This window comes from Dehalobacterium formicoaceticum, assembly GCF_002224645.1.
Classification (GTDB): Bacteria; Bacillota; Dehalobacteriia; order Dehalobacteriales; family Dehalobacteriaceae; genus Dehalobacterium; species Dehalobacterium formicoaceticum.
Window position 1 is genome coordinate 2,829,723 of sequence record NZ_CP022121.1, and the last position, 20,884, is coordinate 2,850,606.

Here is a 20,884-nt window from a genome sequence, read left to right on the forward strand (position 1 = left end):
TATTCTAAGTGATTCAAGTATATCATACTATAGGTTAATTGACAAGAATGGGCTTTTCTTGCCGGCGACGCATATGATCAAACAAGAGTATTCCTGCTGCCACCGCCACATTGAGAGACTCAGCCTTACCCAACAAAGGAATACGTACAATCTCATCGGCATGATCCAGGAAAAAATCTCTCGGTCCATTAGCTTCATTCCCCAGCACCCAAACCACCGGTCCCTGAGTTTCAGTTTGATAATAGAGTTTTTCACCCTTGGCATCTGCAACCAAGACTTTAATCTCATTTTTTTTAAAATAGCTCAGGAATTTTTCATTGCTTTCTGGAGAAATTACGGGAATCTGAAAAATAGTGCCCATGCTGGCTCGAATTACCTTCGGGTTAAACAAATCAACAGTTCCCTTCGTTAAAAGGACTCCTGCTGCACCGGCCGCACAAGCAGTTCGGATCATAGTTCCCAGATTTCCCGGATCCTGGACACCATCAATAAGTAAAAGCATGCTATTTTCTTTCAGTATAAGACAGGACAGGTCACGCTGCATGAATTCACTTACGGCGAAAATTCCCTGAGGATTTTCTGTATCAGATAATTCTCTGAAAAGTTTCTCCTCCACCCAAAAGACATCAACACCTTTTTGGTCAAAGGTTTTCAAAAGCTGCTGTCCCCTTTGAGAAGCAGCAAGTTTATCGCTATATAAAGCAAATCGAATTTTGATCTCCGCCATAATAGCTTCTTCCACTAAGCGGACGCCCTCCACCACAAAGAGTTGCTCCTTTTCCCGGGATTTTCGATTCAGCAAGGACTTGGCTAATTTGATGTGGTGATTGCTTTTTGATGAAATTTCCTTTGCCATTTCTTTCATCTTGTCTTCCGCTCCAATTTCAAAAGGAAAAGCTGAGAAGTACTCTCAGCTTTTTTGCTTCCCTTATTTGAGATTTTGTTTTGCTACAGCAACAAACTCTTGGAAGGCAGCCTGATCATGTACTGCTACTTCAGCAAGCATTTTTCTATTCACCTGAACACCCGCATTCTTTAGACCATTCATCATGCGGCTATAAGAGATGCCATTCATTCTGGCAGCGGCATTGATTCTGGTAATCCATAGTTTTCTAAAATCGCCCTTTTTCTTTCTCCGGTGAGCAAAGGAATAGGCCATGGATTTCAATACCTGGGCATTGGCTACTCGATAAAGTTTTGATCTGGAACCCCTGTAACCTTTGGCTAATTTAAGGATTTTTTTATGTCGTTGGTGCTTGGTGACACCACGTTTTACTCTTGGCATGTTAGTTTACCCCTCTTTCTTTTCCCAAAAAATTAAATTATTTCAATAAACAATTTTACATATAAGGCAAAAGTTTACTTGTTCTTTTCATATCTGCTGCGGACACTAAACCGCTTTGACGTAAGTTTCTTTTTCTTTTTCTGGTTTTCTTTTCTAAGATGTGACTTTTGTTTGCTTTGGAGCGTTTGATTTTTCCTGATCCGGTTACCGTAAATCTTTTTGCGGCGCCCCGATGTGTTTTCATTTTAGGCATAAAAAATCCTCCTTAATTCTGCTTTGGTGTTAAAATCATTGTCATATTTTTACCTTCAAGCTTGGGCATTTTTTCAACTGTTGACCATTCTTGTAAAGTTTCCGCCATTTTTGTGCATAATTGTTTACCCAAATCCGGATGGGTAACCTCCCTACCCCGGAACATAATGGTGACCTTCACCTTATCTCCGCTTTTGAGAAACTTTTCCGCATTTTTGGCTTTAGTCATAAAATCATGTTCCTCAATATTGGGACGCAACTTGACTTCTTTGATGGTTATAATCTTTTGGTTCTTCTTAGCTTCTTTTTCCCGTTTGCTTTGCTCAAAGCGATACTTACCATAGTCCATTATTTTACAAACCGGGGGTCGAGCAGCGGGCGCAACCTCTACTAAATCCAATCCTTTTTCTGCAGCAATTTTTAAAGCTTGTTTGATAGGTATGACGCCAAGTTGTTCTCCCTCCGCACCGACAAACCGCACTTCCGGAACACGAATTTCTTCGTTAATGCGTAAATCTTTACTAATAATATTTCACCTCCAAATAAAATAAAAATTGACGGGCAATAAGTTCACCCGCCAATCTAATTACCATTGGACAATTTTTTGTATAACCTTATGAGCGCCAGCTATAAGGTGAGAAGCGGATGACCTCTACTTAATTAAAATATTTAATTCGAACCACTGTATCTTACCATTAATTCCTAAGATAGTCAAGAAAAATTTATCGCCATTTATCAGTCAATTTTTTTTGTTTTAATTTCCTCAATCAACTGAGATGTGATTTCATGCACCGGCAAGGCACCAATCTCTTCGCCCCGCTTACGCACGGCAACAGTACCTTCTGCCATTTCTTTATCCCCTACCACAAACATATAAGGAATGCGTTGGTTCCGGGCTTCCCTGATTTTATAACCAATCTTTTCATTGCGACCATCCAATTCTGCTCTTATCCCTAAAGCTGACAATTGATTGGTCAGTTCCTCACCATAAGCAGCATGTTTATCGGTAATAGGTAAAACTTTCACTTGAACAGGGGCAAGCCATAAAGGGAAGGCTCCGGCAAAGTGTTCGATAAGAATCCCAATAAAGCGTTCAATACTGCCAAAAGCAACCCGATGAATCATCACCGGTCGATGCTTTTGTCCGTCTTCTCCAATATAGGTTAAATCAAATTTCTCCGGCATTTGAAAGTCTAATTGAATCGTTCCGCATTGCCAAGTACGTCCCAGGCTGTCCTGAAGATGAAAATCAATTTTAGGACCATAAAAAGCTCCATCACCTTCATTGACCTTAAAGGGTACATCTTTTTCGATTAAAGCCTGACGTAATGCTTCCGTAGCCTCTTCCCAAACTTCCGCAGAGCCCATGGAATTCTCCGGCCGTGTAGATAACTCAACGTGATAATTGAACCCAAAGAGACGATAAATTGAGTCAATCAAATCATAGACATTTTTAATTTCGTCCTTAATTTGAGAAGGCAGCATGAAAATATGGGCATCATCCTGGGTAAAACAGCGCACCCGCATCAGTCCATGGAGGGCACCTGATAATTCATGACGATGCACCAAGCCTAACTCCCCGAAACGTAAGGGCAGTTCACGATAACTGTGCATTTTGCTTTTGTAAACCAGCATTCCGCCGGGACAATTCATCGGTTTGACGGCGAAATTTTGTTCATCAATCTTGGTAAAATACATGTTGTCCTGATAATGGTCCCAATGTCCCGATTGTTCCCATAAATGTTGATTGAGGATCATGGGTGTTTTGATTTCCTGATAACCCCATTTCCCATGTTCTTCCCGCCAGAAATTCTCTAATTCATTGCGTAAGATCATGCCCTTGGGCAGAAAGAAAGGAAACCCCGGCCCTTCCTCCATGATTGTGAACAGCTCTAATTCTGCCCCTATTTTCCGGTGATCTCGTTTTTTTGCTTCTTCGATTCGGAAGAGATAATCATCCAGCATGGATTTTTTGGGGAAGGAAGTACCATAAATGCGCTGGAGCATTTTATTTTTTTCATTACCCCGCCAATAAGCCCCGGCCAAACTGGTAAGTTTAAAGGCTTTAACCTTACCCGTATCTGTAATATGGGGACCGGCACATAAATCAACAAAATCTCCGTTGCGGTAGATACTGATCTCACTTTCTTCAGGTAAATCCCGGATCAGCTCTAGCTTGTAAGTTTCTCCTTTTTCATTAAATAAACTCAGAGCGTCTTCCCTGCTTAATATTTCTCGATGAAATTCATTGTCCTCTTTAACAATTTTTTTCATCTCTTCTTCAATCGCAGTAAGATCCTCCGGAGTAAAGGTATGGTCTGAATCAAAGTCATAATAAAAGCCATCTTGGATGGCAGGTCCGATCGCAAGTTTCGTTCCGGGAAAAAGGCGTTGCACTGCCTGAGCTAAAATATGGGATGAACTATGGCGGAAGGTATGCTGCCCATCTTCATCTTCAAAGGTCAGAGCTTCTAAAGTCACATCCTCATTAATGGGACCGGATAAGTCTGTTACTTTGCCGTTAACCTTAGCGGCTACGGCATTTTTAGCCAATCCTTTGCTAATGGATTCCAATATTTGAAAAGCAGTGCTGTTTTCCGGAACGGTTTTTACTGCTCCATCTGGTAAGGTCACTGAAATCATAATTTCCCCTCCTGTCACTTTCTAGCATAAAGTGCAAAAAATAAACCCTCTTGTCCATTTCGGACGAGAAGGAGATTGTCTTATTTTACCGTTAATTATAAATCCAAGGACCTGCATTGTCAAATATATTGCATTAAATAAAACCATACTGCTTGTATCAAACCGATCATAAAACCTAAAACACCCCCCAAAACCTCAATATGTTTCAGCTCTTTTGATGCAATCATAAGGATGAGGCGCTCCAATTCATGCAAATCATAACCGGTTATTTTTTCTTGAACCATTTTGGTAAAATCAACTTCATCTTTGATTTTATCTGAAAGATCCTCCAAAAAACGATCGATGAGCACCGGGGTTTCTTTCATTAATAATTCTTCCACGATATTTAAAAAAATTTTTTTGATACTTCCCGGGATAAAATGAGGGATACGTTCATTTAATCGGGAATAAATGGTCTCCGAAACAGATTGGGTAATTTTCTCTTTGACTTCTTCTTCTCTGATTTTATCAAAAACATCGTCTAACGAAAGAATCTCTTGCCCCACAACCTGTCCTATGCTTACAGCCAGTTCATCCCTTCTTTTGGGGATGACACCTTGAAAAGTATAATGAATCAAGGGAATCGTGATGGGATTATAGGGACGAAAAATTAGTTTGATGGCCAGTACATTGGTAATCCAGCCAATTAAGGCTCCGATTATTGGAATGGTGATCAATTGCAGCCACATGCCACACGTCAGCCTCCTTCTTTGCAGTAATACAAGAATATCATTCTCTTCTCAAAAACGCAATTAAAAAACGAAGGCTTAGGGGAAGCCTTCGTTGCACCTATCTTTTTAACCTTTAAAATTTATGCTTTCTGAAAGTATAAAAAGCCCAGGTGGGCTTTGAGAACAAAAAGAAAGATCGCACCTAAAAAACGTTAGTGACTGGCAGGATGATTTTTGTTGCAACGGGGACACCCATGACAAATTTCCAATCGGGAACCAAATACGCCTTCCAAGGTTTGCAAGGTACTGCCAATCTCTGCCGATTCCGGAAGATGCAGCATAATTTCCTGGGGCGCAATAGAAACCAGGGCGGTGATCAGCAAGTCTTCATAATTAATCTCATTATCAATCAATCCGATAATACAGCCGTCGAGAAATTGTTTATTTACCGGCTGATTTTTATCATCAAATAATTGAAAGCTGCCGGAAGAAAGTAAATAAATGTGGACCTTGGCCAGCTTAGGTTCTTGAATCTCAATAAAGTATTTCAAGAGCATAATAAACTCTTGATACTCCTTTTCTAAAAGCATTTCGTCCACAGCTTGTTGAATCACCCGATTTAGATCTTCTTGGTAATCATGCAGACGAAAACGAATGAACCCATCAATATTAATTTGATCGTTTGAGGTTAAATAGTCTAAAACCTGCTGGAGAATTTTATTCTTCCTGCTTAATTGAAACTGTAAATAATTGCTATCCCCGTTTAAAGAAACCGCTTCTAAGATATGTTTGGCTTTTTTTAGGACTTTATCTTTTTCCTCGGGAGATAAATAATAATAGTGGTTTTTGGTAATCTTACGCAAAATGGAATGCTCCCATTGCTGCAAGATTGCATCGGAAACGGCATTCGCCACATAATGGCGCAAGATCAATTCCTGTTCCGGTTTTTTTGCCTTTGGAAGAGAACAATCCAGGATGGTAAATGATCCCCGTTGTTTTTCTTCCAGTAAAACATCAATTCCTTCCTCTTGCAGGAAAGAAAGTTCTTTACCTAATTGAGAAAAAATTAAATCCGCATCCTTTGAAGTCCCAATACTAATGGATGTTGCCATTTTGTCACCCCTTTCTTGCTCATAAGTATTATATGTGCAGAATTTTTGTTTAATACGGGGAGAAAAATGGCGGCCAATCTAAAATTGAGAGTTTTCTCTTTTACTTTACTTTTCATCCACAATTTGACTTAAAAAAATGAGAATGATTAAAATAATAATCAAATTGGTAATTCCCTGAAAACAACGATCACATGAGAGACAATCTCCTTGATTACAAGATTCTGCATTTGGTTTTTCCTGTTTATCATGATGACGGTGTCTTCTCTTACTCATGGCATTTCCTTCTTTCATCACCTAAAACCGGTTGATCCTGCTGCCATATTATGTGCCATGAGTTTAAATGGTGTTTTTTTTACGGGACTTTGAACGAATTCGGCCTTTGATAAATGAAATGAATTTAAAAATCAAAATCAAGAAAATCCAGAATATCGTTCCCGTTAAAGCGCCCCCGCCATCAATTAATACATCAGTTAAGGATGATGTGCGCCCAATCTGACTTTGATTATATTCATCCAGCACAGCAACCACCACCGGGAGACTGCCTCCTAATAAAAAGGCGATGAGGATTTTTCGTGTGTAAGTGTAACCAAAGGCACAGGCAATAATTCCTAAGATAAAATAAATTCCAAAATGTGCACTTTTCCTTACCAATGCATTGGGAGTTTTATATTTATCTAAAAACCGGAAATCACCGAGTACATTTTCTATTTTTACGAAAAAACCGGTATCCGTGAAATCAAAAATGTTGTTGATACCACCTATAATTTGTACGACTATTCTTGATTGACTATGAGAAACCTCAGGAGGCTGAGAAGAAAAATAAAATATCACTGCGGTCCAAAGAAAAAATAGTACGGTAAGACTAATGGCAAGTTTTTTTATTTTCATAAGAGATCTCTTTCTATCATGGTATTAACCAGGTTATTCCTCTATCTCTTATTTTAATTAAAATATACCGATAAGCAAGTATTTATTCTGATTCCAGTATTTTTGGCACTCTTGGTGCTTGCAACCGATAGGCAGAGGGAAAACCGGATCCAATCAAAGGCCGGAGATAAAATTTAAAAGTATCTGTCACATTATTACCGGCTGGGTTGATGAAATGATCAGGCATCACGCGCGTTTTTCCTGCCACGTCTGCCAAAGGTTTCAAATGATACTCAACAGAATAATAGCCAGATCTTTCAATAACAACTGAACCATCTAAGTTTTGCCGTATGGCAAATTGAGCCGCTTTTTCCCCAACCTCCCGAGCTTCATGCTGATCCACATCTGAAACACAACCATTGAAGGACCGTTGAAAATAACCCAGGGTATCGGAACGTACTCTTTTGATATTCAGGTTTTTTTTCACAATACTGGCAAGATAATCTCCTAATAAAAAATTATTGCTGGTCAGTTCCAGATTGCCATGGGCATCTCTGCCTATTTTATCCACTAATTTTGTAATCACCAAGCGATGCTGCTCATCCCTGATTCCTTCGGATACTGCCACCAGGCATCTGCCATAGCGGTCATATACTTCCTTTACTTCTTTTAAAAAGTCATCAATGCGAAAGGTCCTTTCCGGCAAATAGATGAGATGAGGCCCGTCATCGGAAAATTTTTGGGCCAGAGATGAAGCGGCTGTGAGAAAACCGGCATTTCTTCCCATCACGACAATAATGTATACCCCCGGTAAAGAACGGTTATCCAAATTAGCACCGCTGAATGCTTGAGCTACAAACCGGGCAGCTGAACCGTAACCGGGGGTATGGTCATTGAGCACCACATCGTTATCAATGGTCTTGGGAATATGTATGGTTCTTAAATTATAATGGGCCTTATTGGCATTATCATTGACGATACGGACTGTATCCGCAGAATCATTCCCTCCGATATAAAAGAAATAACGAATATCATGAGCCTTGAGGACACGGAATAATTCCTGGCAGTATCTCTCGTCCGGCTTATCTCGGGTGGAGAGCAAGGCTGATGAAGGAGTAAGACCAACTTGTTCCAGATTATGACTAGTTTCCATAGTCAGATCGATGAAATCCTCATTCAAAATCCCTTCCACACCCTTGATTGCCCCATAAACGCTGGTAATCTGGGTGGATTTTCTGGATTCCAATACCACCCCTACCAAGGATTGATTGATCACTATCGTCGGGCCTCCGCCTTGAGCCACGACAACTTTCCCTATTAATCCCATGAATGTGCCTCCTTCTGGTAAACTATCCTGTTTTTAAAATTCCATTTAACCATGTATATTTTTTTGCGTCTTGTCTTTATTCCTAAAATATGGGACGTGTTACCTCTCTCAAATTTGGGCAAGTTAACATTAATATACTTAAATATACTTAAACTTCACACATTAAAATGTGCTATGAACCTAGAAAAATCAATATTCTTCAGCATTTAGGTACGGTAAAGTCCTCCCTAGCTGGTATAATGTAAGTTTTTCAAAAATACAAAAATACCAAAAAGAGAGGACCATCATAAGAATAGTTTAACACAAAATGCTTAAAATGGAAAGAGGTTGCTTAAATCTATTTCATCTTTCTACCAGAAATTTTCTCTTTAAAAATATAATTTATATTATAGGATGGGTGAACATGAATCAGTCGCACAAAAAAATTCTTTGGGGTCTGGCCGGAACTATCATGGGATTTTGGAGCATAAAACTGGGAGGTAGAGTTTTGCTAAATAAATCCTCGGACAAATTCATTAAAATTCTGACCTCAGATCAATATGAGGAGAATATCTGGGAAATGATCCCGACCATCATGCGCTCCAATCCTCTAGTGGTCATGGAAACTAATTTAAGAGCACAAAGCGGCACGCTCATCAATCGTCCTTTCGGCTCACCCAAAAAATTCCCCAGCTTAAATAGTTTAATGTTTAACTGTGCTCAATTACGGGATTTACCCACACCCTTAGAAACACCTGTCGATACCTCCGTGGTGATAGGCAAAGAAGCCAAAAAGCCTTTTAAGATTAATCTTCCTTTAATGGTAAGTGCCATGGCTTATGGGGAAGCTCTTAGTGCTGATGCCAAGTGGTCGTTAGCTAAAGGCGCCTCCCTAGCCCAAACGGCGATCTGTTCTGGGGAGGGGCCTTTTCTACTTTCAGAGTGGGAAGCTGCGGATACGTATATATATATGTATAATCGGGGGGATTGGAACCAGGAAAAGGAAAGTAGAATCCTTAAGAATTGTGCTGCTGTTGAAATTCAGTTTGGCCAAGGAGCTTTAGGGGGGACGGGTCATGTTTTCTCTGCCCGAGAGATCGATCGCCGGCTGAGAAAGGATTTTAACTTTCCCAAAGGCAAGGATGCTATAACCCATTCCCGGCAAAGTCATGTTCAGCATCAAGGACAGTTGCCTGAATTTGTTGAGTACCTGAAAAAAATCAGTGACGGTATACCCGTTGGAGTTAAGATTGCAGCGGGAAAATGGCTGGAGGAAGATATTGATATTGCCTGTCACAGTGGTGTTGATTATATCGTTTTGGATGGTGCGGAGGCGGCTACCAAAGGAAGCCCCCCCATTCTTGCCGATGATTTTTGTGTGCCGACAATTTATGCTGTCTCCCGAGGTGCGGAACAACTTTATAAAACCGGCTTTAACAAAAGAGTTTCTCTCATTGCCAGTGGTAAAATCAGCACACCGGGTGATGCCCTGAAAGCCATCGCCTTAGGAGCGGATGCCTGTTATATGGGAACTGTAGCACTTTTTGCTATCGTCCATCTTCAAGCGGAGCATGCAATACCCTTTGAACCTCCCACCCAGCTAATTTGGTATGACGGTAAGTATGCCGATAAATTCAACAAAAAACAAGGAGCCAAATATCTGGCAAATTTTTTTGCTTCCTGTAAAGAGGAATTAGAGGCTGGGATCCGTTCCTTGGGGAAAACAACTCTCCGGGAAGTGAACCGCTCCGATTTATTTTCTTTGGATGAATCCATCGGAAAAGGATTGGGCCTCCCCATGGCCTATGAATCCTGTCACAAAAAACCATAAATCCTCATGCACTATGAAAATACCGCCAAATATTATATAATCTGTACAAAAGGAGGATTTGAAATGGATAAAAAGATAAAAATTATTGCTTTTACAGGAAGTCTGCGCCAAGGTTCTTTTAATAAGGCTGCTTTGCGTGCCGCCCAAGAACTGGTACCAGAGGGAGCTTCCTTAGAAATTATTGATTTAGCAGGACTTCCTTTCTTTAACGAAGATATTGAAGCTGCCGGACTGCCCCAGGTTGTGGTTGATTTTAAAAATAAATTAGCAGAAGCAGATGCTTTTCTTATTTCAACTCCGGAATATAACTATTCCATTCCCCCCGTTTTAAAAAATGCCATAGATTGGGCATCCAGGGGAGAGCTTTTGCCCTTAAATGGTAAGCCTTGCGCCTTGATGAGTGCTTCCCCAGGCATGTTCGGCGGCGCTCGTGCCCAATATCATTTGCGCCAGGTTTGCGTCATTGTCAATCTAAAACCCCTGAACAAGCCGGAGGTATTTATTATGGGTGCCCACAACAAGTTTGACAAAGATGGCAAATTGATTGATGAATATACTATTAATGCCATTAAAAATCTACTCAAAGCCCTGGTCGATAAAGTAAAATAGAAATAACTTTCATTCCTTAAAAACTTATAATTTCTGAAAGTAGAAAAATCAATGACACGCAAAGGAATTTTTTTCCCTGAATGTCATTGATTTTTATTATGCTTTGATTGATGAAAAATTGAGCTTACGCCTTGGTTCTTTTCTTAATGAAATTAAGCTGGCCTCCATCAAGAATCAGTTCCTTTTGTCGCTCTGAAAGAGTGGCAATGGCTTCAAAGGTAACACCTTGGGTCACATTTTCTACTAAAAAGCTGCCCTTTTCCACCTGTTGCCGTACATCTGCAATGCGTAATACGTCTCCGGGTAGAATTCGGTCATAATCTGTGTTATTTTTAAAACGGAGGGGCAAAATTCCGTAATTGATCAGATTATCATGGTGAATACGCGCGAAGGATTTGGCCAAAACTGCTTTTATGCCCAAATATAAAGGTCCCAGGGCTGCATGCTCCCGACTGGATCCTTGTCCATAATTCTCACCGGCAACAATCAAGCCGCCATTTTTTTCTTTTGCCCTTTGGGCAAAGCCCCGATCCATTTTTGAGAAGACATATTCTGAAATGGCCGGTATGTTTGATCTTAAGGAAAGGATAGCAGTTCCCGCCGGCATAATATCATCCGTGGTAATATGATCCCCAGTCTTTAATAAAACTTCACCCTTGATTTCTTGTGTCAACTCTTTTCCCAAGGGCATGGGTTTGATATTCGGACCTCTTCTGACCTCGATATGCTCTCCCGTTTCCGGTGGTGCCAGAATCATGCGGTCGTCAACGATCACTTGATCAGTCTCTTGAATTTGATGTAGTCCTGCCATATCAAGACCTGATAGATCACGGGGATCGGTAATACGACCAGTGAGGGCACTGGCAGCTGCAACTTCGGGACTGGCCAAAAAGACCTGGGCATCCTTAGTACCGCTTCTCCCCACAAAATTTCTGTTGCTGGTTCTTAAAGAGACCCCTCCTGAGGGAGGAGACTGTCCTGCCCCAATGCAGGGTCCGCAGCAGCTTTCCAATATTCTGGCTCCTGATGAGATCAATTTCTGCAAGATACCGTCCCGGGCAATCATTTCAAAAACTTGTCTTGATCCGGGAGCAATAGAAAGGCTCACATCTGGGTGAACACTTTTCCCATTGAGGATAAAAGCTGCTTTGGCCAGATCTTTGTAAGAAGAATTGGTGCAACTGCCGATAAAAACCTGCTGAACAGAAGTATCCTTAAGATCCCGCACCTTGACCACCTGATCCGGCAAATGAGGTTTGGCGATTAAAGGTTCAATCTCGCTCAAATTCAATTCTATCTGCTCATCATAGGCAACATCCTCATCCGCTTGAAGTTCTACCCAATCATTTTCCCTGCCTTGGTTTTTCATGAATTCATAGGTGATGCGATCACTGGGGAAAAGAGATGTGGTCAAACCCAATTCAGCGCCCATATTGGTGATGGTGCGCCTTTCCGGAATCCCCAGTGTCAATACCCCGGGGCCGGAATATTCAATGACTTTCCCGACGCCGCCTTTAACCGTCATTCTTCTTAACAATTCCAGGATGACATCCTTGGCGGCTGCACCTGGCATTAAGCTACCTGTAAGCCGCACGTTGATAACTTGGGGCATAACTAGGGGGAAAGGCTGACCAGCCATAGCTAAAGCCACACTCATCCCGCCGGCGCCAATTGCAATCATCCCTAAAGCACCTGAGGAAGGAGTATGACTGTCGGAACCTAAGAGAGTTTTACCCGGAACAGCAAACCGCTCACTATGTACCTGATGACAGATACCATTTCCCGGACGGGAAAAGTAGATACCGAATTTTTGCGCCACTGTCTTTAAATATTCATGGTCATCGGCATTTTCAAAACCGTCCTGTAGAGTATTATGATCCACATAACTGACGGAAAGCTCCGTTTTTACTTTCTTCAGACCAAAGTTTTCAAAGGCTAAATAAGCCATGGTTCCTGTGGCATCCTGAGTTAAAGTTTGATCAATGCGAATACTTATTTCTGACCCGGGTGTCATCTGCCCCTCAACGAGATGAGCACCCAGAATTTTTCTTGTAATATTTTGACCCATTTAATCTGCCGCCTTTCTTGCAATTTTTTTATGATCTTTCATGTTAATAGTCTGCTACAACAATCAAAATATATCACACCTGAATCAATTATACAAGTATACAATCTTTCAGCATCAGAAATATGGCCTTTTAAAAACAAATAGAAACCACGCTGACTATTTTCTTCAACGTGGTTTCTATGTCTTACCGTCTTACTGTCTTACTGTCTTGCTTTTTTCCAGGTCTTAATGCGGGTATTACTTTCTATAATAAAACAAGCTCCAACGAACCTTTCTCAACTTCCAACCTATCTTAGTCTTCAAACTTCGTTTCTGAACAACCTTTTCATAACCGTTCATACACCAGGTTTCAATGGGTCTTGCCTACTACAAGCAACTTCATTTCCGCTTTCACTTACATCAATCTTTACAGATTTAACGTAACCTTCACTTCCATGTTGTCCGTCTTGCGGTAATCTTTTCATTGAATCCTAAGCGATATAGAATCTTCAATTCGTTGGTTACCTTTATTCGTTGTCAAACTAACGTTTCTGTTCTTCAGCTTAATAGGTTTTCTATCTTAGGTATTCCTTGGAGCTTAGTTAAATAATACATGATAAATTGAGATCCGTCAAAGGAGAAATAGCAGGATATTTTTGAATAATATCATATATTTATCATATATCCTGCAATTCACTTTAAAATTCTTTATATTTCTGACAATTTTATTTATTTAAAAACCGTTTAATAAATTTAACGCACTATTAATACGGAACATGGCGCATATGTCAATACTTTATGGCTGACACTGCCGAGAAAGAAACGAGATACAGCATTAAGGCCTCTGCTGCCCATAACAATCACGTCGATCCCTTTTTTCTCTGCTTCCTCAATAATCAAATCTGCTGCATTACCAAGGATGACATTAGTTTCAAACTGAACATTCTTTCCCTCAAATTTTTCTGCTGCTTTAGCGACAATTCCCTTGGATTCTTCCATCATATCTTTTTCCAATTGTTCAATAATTGTTGCCGTTTCCGCTGAAAGGTATTTAAAGGAAGGGGCTACATATAGCAACTCTACATGTGCTTGATCCATTTGAGCTAATTCTAAGGCGGCATCAGTTGCTTTCATCGAATGTTCTGAACCATCAATGGCTACAAGAATTTTTTTAAACATCTCATCACTCCTCGTATAATAGTATTAGATCCACCGGATAGCATAATTTCCAGTTGAAGAATAGCGATCCGGGGAACCGGTTCCCAGTTTTGAAGAATCTCTTCATTCGCAAACTTGTAGTCCATGTTTAATCTGTAAGGCGCGCGATTATAGATTGTGGTCAAATCATTTTGTTGTTTGATTTGTTTCTTCAAAACTAGATGGTAAAACTTTTTAATTGAATATAGAGCACTTTTGGAAATCAGTAATCCTGGTTACTATGGCGTTTAAATATAATACGCTCAGGGTATATGACCCATAACAGGATGCTTGAATTCCTTAGTGATTGGAAACCAGCCAGCCAGAGTAGAAATACTAGCTGTTGCTTGGCTGGTTTTTTGTTGCCTTTTTGTTCTCTTTTTGCTGTCTTTTTTATTGCTTTATTCTGTCTTGTTTCTTGGACCTGCTCATGGGACAATGGGATCGACAGGTACTTTTCGGGAGATTTCTGTCACTCCTTGCGGATCCTGCTGGATACTGCTTTATAAAGCCTGCCACCCGTGGTCCATCATCGAGTATCTAACCGCTAGTTGCACCGGGTCAGGAATTCGGGGGTAGCACCCAAGCTGTCGTTTTCCTGTTCATGAGTTCTGATGACGAGGCTGCTTTAGATGGTTCCCATGGGCACCCAGGTCTGAGAAGTATTTGATTATTTATCGAAGGGAGGTGTGGATATGGCAAATCTTATGGTAGGAATTGACGTGAGCCTCCGCTCTCATTCTGTGCAGTTCATGAATGATTCCGGTGATGCTCTTGCTTCCTTTTCTATTCCCAACGATTTAAACGGGGCTGAAACTTTATTGCAACGTATCCTTCAATCTGCTGTCAAATATCAGACTAGTCTTGTTCGTGTTGGTATGGAGGCTACTTCTAATTTGGGCTGGCATTTAGCCCATTTTCTCAATGCCGGGCTCCACGAAGTTACTGATTTTCAGTCTCAGGTTTTTGTACTTAATGCAAGAAAGGTAGCTCGTTTCAAGAAAGGATATGATTGTCTTCCTAAAAATGACCGTATTGATGCCTGGGTGATTGCGGACCAACTTAGATTTGGCCGTCTTCCTCATGAATTGACTTCGTGCATTCAATATGAAGCTCTTCAGCGACTTACACGAACCCGCTTTCATCTGATGCAAAGTATCGCCCGAGACAAAACCTACTTTCTCAATCAGGTCTTCCTTAAATTCAGTGGTCTGCGCCAGGACAACCCTTTTTCCAATATGTTTGGGGCTACCTGCCTGGCAGTTTTGCAAGAACTTGAGCCTGAACAGATTGTTTCCATGTCCATTACTGAATTGGTGGATTTTCTAAAGGAAAAAGGGAAAAACCGTTTTGATAACCCTGAAGAGTTAGCTTTATTCTTACAAAAACTGGCTCGCTCTTCATATCGCCTTGATAAGGCCATGGCTGATCCTGTTAATCTTTCTTTATCGGTCATGCTTACTGTAATTCAGACCATGGAAAAAGAAGTCACTAAGATCGATAAAGAAATTGGAAAGATCATGAAATCTGTCCCTGAAACTTTGTCTTCAGTCAAAGGCATTGGTCCTGTATTTGCTGCCGGTATTATTGCTGAAATTGGTGATATTAATCGCTTTGACAATCATAATGCCCTGGCTAAGTATACAGGCCTTGTTTGGTCCCAATATCAATCCGGAGAATTTGAAAGCGATGAAACTAAGCGATTACGTACCGGCAACAAGTATCTGCGTTACTATTTGGTACAAGCTGCCAACCTTGTTCGTCGCTATGATAGTGATTACGCCGCCTTTTATGCTAAAAAGTATTCTGAAGCTTTGAAACATCAGCACAAACGTGCTCTCGTCTTAACTGCCCGAAAATTGGTACGGTTGGTCTTTATGCTACTAAAGACCAACAAACTGTACACACCACCAGAAAGGAGAGATTAACTCTTTTTCCTAACTGGGTCTTCTTATATCCTTTCACCGTCTTACATTTATTGGTATTTGGTGCGAGGTTTATTTGGGTTACCCTTTTTTAGCAGAACTTTTCATGTTCCCTTATTTTTTTTCCAATTTCTCATTTTTTTAATGTTGACATTTTACCGCTAGGCTTTAGAATTTTGGCCATTTTTTGCAAGATTAAATATTGGCAAAGGCATATACATAAACCTCTTCGCCATAAATCATTAAATCCCTTTAATTTTGGCAAAATGATGACCAGATGATTTTTATCCTGGATATGTTAAAAGGAAATCTAAAGATTAAAGAGAATCACTATAGCTTAAAGAAAAAAATCTTAAATCATTTGGAAATCTGATTAACATCAAAGGGCGTGACAAAAGCACAATGAATATCAAAAAAAAGATCTTGCTCATTCAACCCACACCCTACAACCGGGACCATCAATTAATTAAAAAAAACAAACTCTACTTTGTCGGATTAGCCCTCCCCCTCCTGGCAGCCCTAACTCCCGCCGATTGGGAAGTAGAAATCATCATCGAAACCATTGAAGAGATCCCCTTTGACACTACAGCCCAAATCGTTGGGATCAGTAGTATGGGACATGGAGTCTTAAGAACCTTGGATCTGGCTCAGGAATTTAAAAAAATGGGTAAAACAGTTATCCTGGGGGGTATATGGTGAGTTTGATGCCGGAAGAAGCAGAAAAATACTGTGATGCCCTGGTGGTTGGTGATGCGGAAGATATATGGCTGGAGTTAATTCGGAACTGGGAACAAGGCGTCTTAAAACCCCTTTATGAAAAAAAAATATCAGATTTTACCTCTCTCCCTCTCCCTCGTTATGATTTGATCACGTCCAAAAAAATCGGGGACTTTCTGCCGGTGCAAGCTGGGCGGGGCTGTCCTAATACCTGCTCATTTTGTTCTGTCTTTTGTCTCTACCGGGGTCAATACCTGAGAAGAGACATCGCAGAAGTAATTCGTGATATAAAGTATGTCCGTTCCTTAGGTTACAAAAAATTTCTTCTTTTAGATGATAATATCGCTTCTGATGAAGATTACATGCTGGAGTTGGTAACAGAAATCAAAAAATTAAAAATGAACTGGTTCAGTCAATGTTCGCTTTCTGTGGCTAAAAATGAAAAATTGTTGAAAGCCATGGCGGAAAGCGGTTGCCTGGTTCTAAGTTTTGGTCTGGAAAGCATTACTCAAACGAGTCTGGATCAGTTAAACAAAAAATGGTCTGTTGTCTCCCAATACCCAGCCTTAATTAAAAAGATCCGCCAGGCCGGTATTGAGGTAAGTACGGAAATGGTGGTGGGAGCTGATGGAGATACACTTCAGAGTATTCATGCAACGGCAGACTTTATTGAGAAAAATAAAATCCTTGTCCCCCGCTTTTATATCTTGACTCCAATTCCGGGAACTGATTTTTTTCGAAAAATGCAGCAAGAAGATCGGATTTATAACCATGATATTTATTCCTACAATGGTACCGAGGCAGTGCACATCCCGGCTCATATGTCCCCGGAAGAACTGACAGATGCCTATTGGTCTTTATATCAAAAAGTGTTCGGTATTTGGTCCATTATAAAAAGAACCCTTTTAAATAAAAACTTCTTCAAACATCCCGGACGCCATCTTTTCTACTTGCTGGTCAACTTAAAATATCGGCAAGATATTAAGAAAGGCATCCCCCGAACATTATTTAGATTCTTTAGAAACCAAACCATCCATCTGTTGAAATAATTTACGACGGTTTATATCAAATCAAAGGACGAAGCGTCTCTCTGCATTTAAGACAATGGCTTCGTCCTTTTAATTCATAGCTTGCAATACTTTCACTTATCCGTTACCAATCCATAGGATAAGACCATATTCATGAAAAATCATCAATGAAAATTATCGAATAATGAAAACGGAACAAGGTGCATGGGTCAAAACCTTGGTGCTTACACTACCGATAACAAACCGAGATATGGCCCCCAGTCCCCGGCTGCCCATAACAATAACCTGCGTACCTTTTTCTTCAGCCTCCCGAATGATTACATCCGCTGCATCGCCGGTTTTGATGGTAGTAATATATTCAACCCCGGAATCTTTAAATTTATTAGTTGCTTCTTCCATGATAGAGTTTGCTTCTTCTGTCAGCTTTTTTCCCAGGGCAACGATCATTTGGGCAGAATCTCTCATATAGTGGGCTAACACTGGAGTTACATAAATAATATCCACTTGGCCGTTTCCTTTTTTAGCTAATTCAATGGAGGCGTCAACTGCTTTCATTGAGTGGGCTGAGCCGTCAATGGCAACCATAATTTTTTCGAACATCATCTCACTTCCTTTCATTTATTCGATGATCCTCATGATCCCAATCCAAAAAATTACTATTATATTTACGATTTATCGAATAATTAAAACAGAACACGGTGCATGGGTCAGAACCTTGTTACTGACGCTGCCAAGAAAGAACCGGGATATGGCACCCAACCCTCGGCTGCCCATGACAATTACCTCCGTACCGCGTTGTTCAGCTTCCCGGATGATTTCGTCCGCCGCATCGCCGGTTTTGATGGAGGTAGTATATTCAATCCCTGTATCTTTAAATCTCTCGGTTGCTTCATTCATAATCTTCTGAGCGTCTTCCCGTAAGTTGCTTTCCAGTTTTGGCATCATTTGGGCGTAATCTCTCGTATATCGGGTCAAAATTGGTACCACATAAATAACCTCTACCTGACTGTTTTCCTTTTTTGCTAATTCGATGGAAGCATCAATTGCTTTTATAGAATGCTCCGAACCATCGATGGCAACCATAATTTTCTTGAACATACATATCACTTCCCTTCTTTTTCTGGAATCCGAAGATCTTATTTTAGTTTTCTACATCAATGACTATTATCCTGCAATTTTGAAAATTTAAGTCCTATAATATCTATATTTATCCCAGTTCCTAAGAAAAATATTCTTAGGTATAAGATTAACAACCCCCTACAAAAAGCATGCTTTATGCTGATTTTATCTATATATTTATGAAGGGGATGAGTTGACCATTCCCCATCCAGGTCAGCTTCATCCCATTATCAATCTTCTTAGCTTAGTTTAAGTCGATGGTAATCGCTTCGTCTTCGCTAAGCTGAAAATCATAATTTGTCCAATAGCAAAATCCCTTAATCTCTTCTAAATCTTCTTGGGTAACGTCCTTACCCCAATAATAAGTCAAGGTGATCTCGCCATTTTCCCGGTTATATTCGTGATCCACATATTCCGCGCATTGTAACAATTGACCTGTTTCATCGGCCGGCATAAATTCAGGATTGATCACTGAGACGGCACCTTCCTGATGGAGCACAGCTACCATTTTTTCCTGATCTATTTTCAAACTTTCCAGGACATAGGATCCGGAGTCATTCACCGCTAATTTTACCGACTGCCCATCATTAAGTTGTGCCAATAAGGTCTCCTGATCAATAAACTGCAATTGGGAATGTCCATCATCCATAATGGGGATAATGGTTACTTGCTTCATATTCTTTGTCTTAGGAATAAATTCGAAGCTGTTATCCACTTTGAAGATTTTACTTGCTATTTGACCCGCTGGGATTACAGGCAGATAGTTCCCCTTCTCATCTCTCACGGCAAAGTTATAAAAAATATTTTCTCCTCGCTCTGATAAAACAATTTGACTGCCAAAAGGAGAAATCGACACCTTTTTTACGGTAATATCATGTTCTGCTGTTTTTTCTCCCCATCCGGAGGTTACGCTGGCCTTAAGATTGGGCAGCACTGTGTTGCCGGCAACAGCCACAGAACTTTTATCCACATTAACTGCGATATGCCACTGCCCTTCCCTATTTCCAATCCAATTGGTATACATCTCCAGGTTAAAATTATCCTCCAGCTGGTCTAATAAAGCAAATCTTTGCATCCCTTTCATGGTATGCTGATCTACGAGATAAGCATCTGTTTCTCCCTGTGCTGCCGGTTCAATATAACGACCATCGGCTTTGAACCAAAAATGGGCTGCGGTCCACCCTAAACGCCATTGCTCAGGGGTATCTGCATCCCCCAGCAATTGAATGGGTTCTTCGCTTTCCAAGGTGTAGAAAACATTGATATAGTTATCATCTACCGCAATATTGTTTAAGGTAATGCTGATTCCTTGATCCGTGCTGCATAAGTCCACAGCCGCGTTATATTTCTCATATTCTGCTTGCTTTGACAAATATTTAAATTCCTTGGGCGCGTTAAAATAAGAGATGGCGCCCTCCGCCATATTAACCGCCTGAGGTGAGGTAAAGGCGATCACGGTAGGAAGAAGGAGTATTACGGCTGCAGCCGCTGCAATGGAAGAAAATTTACTTCTTTTCCTGCCATTTCTACTTTTATATGCCTTGTTATCCCCTATCTGTTGTTCTGCTTGAGCTTCTGCTAAATTTTCCAAGAGATGATCTATTCGTTCGTTAAAGCCCTGAGGCATATCAATTTCTTCAGCTTTAGCCTTTTCTCTTAATCTTTGATCAAACTGATTAAAATTTTTCATCATCAAAAACTCCCTTCGTGATCTAAGATTTCTCTTAATTTCCCTCTGGCCCTGGACAGTCTGGATTTTACTGTGCCCATGGGCAGATCCAGTACTCTGCAGATCTCTTTTAAGCTCAGATCCTCATAATAGAATAACATGGTCACGATGCGAAATTCCTCCTCCAACCTTTGCACCACTTGCCAAAGCTCTTGATGCTCAATTTCCGCAGCCTTTTCCGGAATCTCCATTTCATCAAGATAAAGGATTTTTTTGCGCCGATTAGCAATATTATAAGACTCATTAACCAGGATCCTCATAATCCATGGTTTGAAGCTTTCCCATTTCCGTAAAGAGGATAAATTGGCGTAAGCCTTCACAATAGCTTCACTCACCGCATCCTCCGCATCAGCATCATGACGTAAGATACTCTTGGCCAGACGAAACATATTTAATTTATATGCTGATATTTGGCTGCAAAATTGTTTTTCCTGATCTTTATCTTTAGGATATGCTTGGTTTTTCTCGAAAAATTTCATAGCACTCTCCACCATTTCCAATGATCTT

Annotated in this window: 21 protein-coding genes; 5 read left to right on the plus strand and 16 right to left on the minus strand. The window is 40.5% G+C overall.

Features of this window, described 5'->3' with window-relative positions:
* Positions 1-34 precede the first annotated feature (34 nt).
* The 10 genes from CEQ75_RS13730 to CEQ75_RS13775 all read right to left on the minus strand — a co-directional run bounded on the left by CEQ75_RS13730 (position 35) and on the right by CEQ75_RS13775 (position 8,196).
* A complete protein-coding gene (locus CEQ75_RS13730) occupies positions 35-865 on the minus strand; it encodes a TrmH family RNA methyltransferase (protein WP_089611518.1) in 831 nt (276 codons plus the stop codon).
* 63 nt (positions 866-928) lie between these two features.
* The gene (gene rplT, locus CEQ75_RS13735; protein ID WP_089611520.1) at positions 929-1,285 is read right to left on the minus strand and encodes a 50S ribosomal protein L20; all 357 of its coding nucleotides are present in this window, start codon (positions 1,283-1,285) and stop codon (positions 929-931) included.
* Positions 1,286-1,340: 55 nt separating this feature from the next.
* Positions 1,341-1,538 (minus strand): 50S ribosomal protein L35, encoded by a 198-nt coding sequence (rpmI, locus tag CEQ75_RS13740; RefSeq protein WP_089611521.1) that lies wholly within the window; start codon positions 1,536-1,538, stop codon positions 1,341-1,343.
* 12 nt (positions 1,539-1,550) lie between these two features.
* Positions 1,551-2,063: a translation initiation factor IF-3 gene (gene infC / locus CEQ75_RS13745; protein ID WP_420828425.1), complete on the minus strand. Its 513-nt coding sequence runs from the start codon at positions 2,061-2,063 to the stop codon at positions 1,551-1,553.
* Positions 2,064-2,272: 209 nt separating this feature from the next.
* The gene (gene thrS / locus CEQ75_RS13750) at positions 2,273-4,180 is read right to left on the minus strand and encodes a threonine--tRNA ligase (protein ID WP_089611525.1); all 1,908 of its coding nucleotides are present in this window, start codon (positions 4,178-4,180) and stop codon (positions 2,273-2,275) included.
* A 119-nt stretch (positions 4,181-4,299) separates the two neighbouring features.
* Positions 4,300-4,908 carry a DUF445 domain-containing protein gene (locus CEQ75_RS13755; RefSeq protein ID WP_089611527.1) on the minus strand — a complete coding sequence of 203 codons (609 nt, stop codon included), beginning with the start codon at positions 4,906-4,908 and terminating at the stop codon, positions 4,300-4,302.
* A 194-nt stretch (positions 4,909-5,102) separates the two neighbouring features.
* A complete protein-coding gene (gene ytxC, locus CEQ75_RS13760; protein WP_089611528.1) occupies positions 5,103-6,002 on the minus strand; it encodes a putative sporulation protein YtxC in 900 nt (299 codons plus the stop codon).
* Positions 6,003-6,107: 105 nt separating this feature from the next.
* Positions 6,108-6,275 carry a hypothetical protein gene (locus CEQ75_RS13765; RefSeq protein WP_157677478.1) on the minus strand — a complete coding sequence of 56 codons (168 nt, stop codon included), beginning with the start codon at positions 6,273-6,275 and terminating at the stop codon, positions 6,108-6,110.
* 63 nt (positions 6,276-6,338) lie between these two features.
* Positions 6,339-6,890 carry a VanZ family protein gene (locus tag CEQ75_RS13770; RefSeq protein WP_089611532.1) on the minus strand — a complete coding sequence of 184 codons (552 nt, stop codon included), beginning with the start codon at positions 6,888-6,890 and terminating at the stop codon, positions 6,339-6,341.
* Between the two features lie 82 nt (positions 6,891-6,972).
* Positions 6,973-8,196 carry a 6-phosphofructokinase gene (locus CEQ75_RS13775; RefSeq protein ID WP_089611534.1) on the minus strand — a complete coding sequence of 408 codons (1,224 nt, stop codon included), beginning with the start codon at positions 8,194-8,196 and terminating at the stop codon, positions 6,973-6,975.
* 403 nt (positions 8,197-8,599) lie between these two features.
* Between CEQ75_RS13775 and CEQ75_RS13780 the strand changes: the two genes are divergently transcribed.
* Together CEQ75_RS13780 and CEQ75_RS13785 are read left to right on the plus strand one after the other, a co-directional pair.
* Positions 8,600-10,006: an FMN-binding glutamate synthase family protein gene (locus CEQ75_RS13780; protein WP_157677479.1), complete on the plus strand. Its 1,407-nt coding sequence runs from the start codon at positions 8,600-8,602 to the stop codon at positions 10,004-10,006.
* 63 nt (positions 10,007-10,069) lie between these two features.
* Positions 10,070-10,615 (plus strand): NADPH-dependent FMN reductase, encoded by a 546-nt coding sequence (locus CEQ75_RS13785; protein ID WP_089611536.1) that lies wholly within the window; start codon positions 10,070-10,072, stop codon positions 10,613-10,615.
* A gap of 124 nt (positions 10,616-10,739) precedes the next feature.
* On the opposite strand, the gene CEQ75_RS13790 is transcribed toward CEQ75_RS13785, so the two are convergent.
* Both CEQ75_RS13790 and CEQ75_RS13795 read right to left on the minus strand, forming a co-directional pair.
* Positions 10,740-12,683: an aconitate hydratase gene (locus CEQ75_RS13790; protein WP_089611538.1), complete on the minus strand. Its 1,944-nt coding sequence runs from the start codon at positions 12,681-12,683 to the stop codon at positions 10,740-10,742.
* A 732-nt stretch (positions 12,684-13,415) separates the two neighbouring features.
* The gene (locus CEQ75_RS13795; protein ID WP_089611540.1) at positions 13,416-13,841 is read right to left on the minus strand and encodes a universal stress protein; all 426 of its coding nucleotides are present in this window, start codon (positions 13,839-13,841) and stop codon (positions 13,416-13,418) included.
* A 713-nt stretch (positions 13,842-14,554) separates the two neighbouring features.
* Between CEQ75_RS13795 and CEQ75_RS13800 the strand changes: the two genes are divergently transcribed.
* The 3 genes from CEQ75_RS13800 to CEQ75_RS13805 all read left to right on the plus strand — a co-directional run bounded on the left by CEQ75_RS13800 (position 14,555) and on the right by CEQ75_RS13805 (position 17,550).
* Positions 14,555-15,787: an IS110 family RNA-guided transposase gene (locus tag CEQ75_RS13800; RefSeq protein WP_089608955.1), complete on the plus strand. Its 1,233-nt coding sequence runs from the start codon at positions 14,555-14,557 to the stop codon at positions 15,785-15,787.
* A gap of 399 nt (positions 15,788-16,186) precedes the next feature.
* Entirely contained in the window at positions 16,187-16,483 is a 297-nt protein-coding gene (locus CEQ75_RS19385; RefSeq protein ID WP_338031968.1) for a hypothetical protein, read from the plus strand.
* Positions 16,477-17,550, plus strand: coding sequence for a radical SAM protein (locus tag CEQ75_RS13805; protein WP_338031969.1), 1,074 nt, complete (start codon positions 16,477-16,479; stop codon positions 17,548-17,550). Before CEQ75_RS19385 ends, CEQ75_RS13805 begins: the two co-directional genes overlap by 7 nt.
* A 153-nt stretch (positions 17,551-17,703) precedes the next feature.
* Here CEQ75_RS13805 and CEQ75_RS13810 read toward each other — a convergent pair whose 3' ends face one another.
* The 4 genes from CEQ75_RS13810 to CEQ75_RS13825 all read right to left on the minus strand — a co-directional run bounded on the left by CEQ75_RS13810 (position 17,704) and on the right by CEQ75_RS13825 (position 20,856).
* A complete protein-coding gene (locus tag CEQ75_RS13810; protein WP_089611542.1) occupies positions 17,704-18,147 on the minus strand; it encodes a universal stress protein in 444 nt (147 codons plus the stop codon).
* 54 nt (positions 18,148-18,201) lie between these two features.
* Positions 18,202-18,627, minus strand: coding sequence for a universal stress protein (locus CEQ75_RS13815; RefSeq protein ID WP_089611544.1), 426 nt, complete (start codon positions 18,625-18,627; stop codon positions 18,202-18,204).
* Positions 18,628-18,892: 265 nt separating this feature from the next.
* Positions 18,893-20,341 (minus strand): DUF4179 domain-containing protein, encoded by a 1,449-nt coding sequence (locus tag CEQ75_RS13820; protein ID WP_242965226.1) that lies wholly within the window; start codon positions 20,339-20,341, stop codon positions 18,893-18,895.
* Complete coding sequence (locus CEQ75_RS13825; RefSeq protein ID WP_089612648.1) at positions 20,341-20,856, minus strand: RNA polymerase sigma factor; 516 nt, start codon at positions 20,854-20,856, stop codon at positions 20,341-20,343. Before CEQ75_RS13825 ends, CEQ75_RS13820 begins: the two co-directional genes overlap by 1 nt.
* Positions 20,857-20,884 lie beyond the last annotated feature (28 nt).

What these genes read in the sequence shown, in the direction of transcription:
- CEQ75_RS13770 (WP_089611532.1), bottom strand. Translation starts at nt 6,890, where the DNA reads ATGAAAATAAAAAAACTTGCCATTAGTCTTACCGTACTATTTTTTCTT.
- CEQ75_RS13800 (WP_089608955.1), top strand. Translation starts at nt 14,555, where the DNA reads ATGGCAAATCTTATGGTAGGAATTGACGTGAGCCTCCGCTCTCATTCT.
- ytxC (WP_089611528.1), bottom strand. Translation starts at nt 6,002, where the DNA reads ATGGCAACATCCATTAGTATTGGGACTTCAAAGGATGCGGATTTAATT.
- rplT (WP_089611520.1), bottom strand. Translation starts at nt 1,285, where the DNA reads ATGCCAAGAGTAAAACGTGGTGTCACCAAGCACCAACGACATAAAAAA.
- CEQ75_RS13825 (WP_089612648.1), bottom strand. Translation starts at nt 20,856, where the DNA reads ATGAAATTTTTCGAGAAAAACCAAGCATATCCTAAAGATAAAGATCAG.
- CEQ75_RS13815 (WP_089611544.1), bottom strand. Translation starts at nt 18,627, where the DNA reads ATGTTCAAGAAAATTATGGTTGCCATCGATGGTTCGGAGCATTCTATA.
- CEQ75_RS13810 (WP_089611542.1), bottom strand. Translation starts at nt 18,147, where the DNA reads ATGAAAGGAAGTGAGATGATGTTCGAAAAAATTATGGTTGCCATTGAC.
- CEQ75_RS13785 (WP_089611536.1), top strand. Translation starts at nt 10,070, where the DNA reads ATGGATAAAAAGATAAAAATTATTGCTTTTACAGGAAGTCTGCGCCAA.
- rpmI (WP_089611521.1), bottom strand. Translation starts at nt 1,538, where the DNA reads ATGCCTAAAATGAAAACACATCGGGGCGCCGCAAAAAGATTTACGGTA.
- CEQ75_RS13775 (WP_089611534.1), bottom strand. Translation starts at nt 8,196, where the DNA reads ATGGGATTAATAGGGAAAGTTGTCGTGGCTCAAGGCGGAGGCCCGACG.
- CEQ75_RS19385 (WP_338031968.1), top strand. Translation starts at nt 16,187, where the DNA reads ATGAATATCAAAAAAAAGATCTTGCTCATTCAACCCACACCCTACAAC.
- CEQ75_RS13765 (WP_157677478.1), bottom strand. Translation starts at nt 6,275, where the DNA reads ATGAGTAAGAGAAGACACCGTCATCATGATAAACAGGAAAAACCAAAT.
- CEQ75_RS13820 (WP_242965226.1), bottom strand. Translation starts at nt 20,341, where the DNA reads ATGATGAAAAATTTTAATCAGTTTGATCAAAGATTAAGAGAAAAGGCT.
- CEQ75_RS13730 (WP_089611518.1), bottom strand. Translation starts at nt 865, where the DNA reads ATGAAAGAAATGGCAAAGGAAATTTCATCAAAAAGCAATCACCACATC.
- CEQ75_RS13780 (WP_157677479.1), top strand. Translation starts at nt 8,600, where the DNA reads ATGAATCAGTCGCACAAAAAAATTCTTTGGGGTCTGGCCGGAACTATC.
- CEQ75_RS13790 (WP_089611538.1), bottom strand. Translation starts at nt 12,683, where the DNA reads ATGGGTCAAAATATTACAAGAAAAATTCTGGGTGCTCATCTCGTTGAG.
- CEQ75_RS13805 (WP_338031969.1), top strand. Translation starts at nt 16,477, where the DNA reads ATGGTGAGTTTGATGCCGGAAGAAGCAGAAAAATACTGTGATGCCCTG.
- CEQ75_RS13755 (WP_089611527.1), bottom strand. Translation starts at nt 4,908, where the DNA reads ATGTGGCTGCAATTGATCACCATTCCAATAATCGGAGCCTTAATTGGC.
- thrS (WP_089611525.1), bottom strand. Translation starts at nt 4,180, where the DNA reads ATGATTTCAGTGACCTTACCAGATGGAGCAGTAAAAACCGTTCCGGAA.
- CEQ75_RS13795 (WP_089611540.1), bottom strand. Translation starts at nt 13,841, where the DNA reads ATGTTTAAAAAAATTCTTGTAGCCATTGATGGTTCAGAACATTCGATG.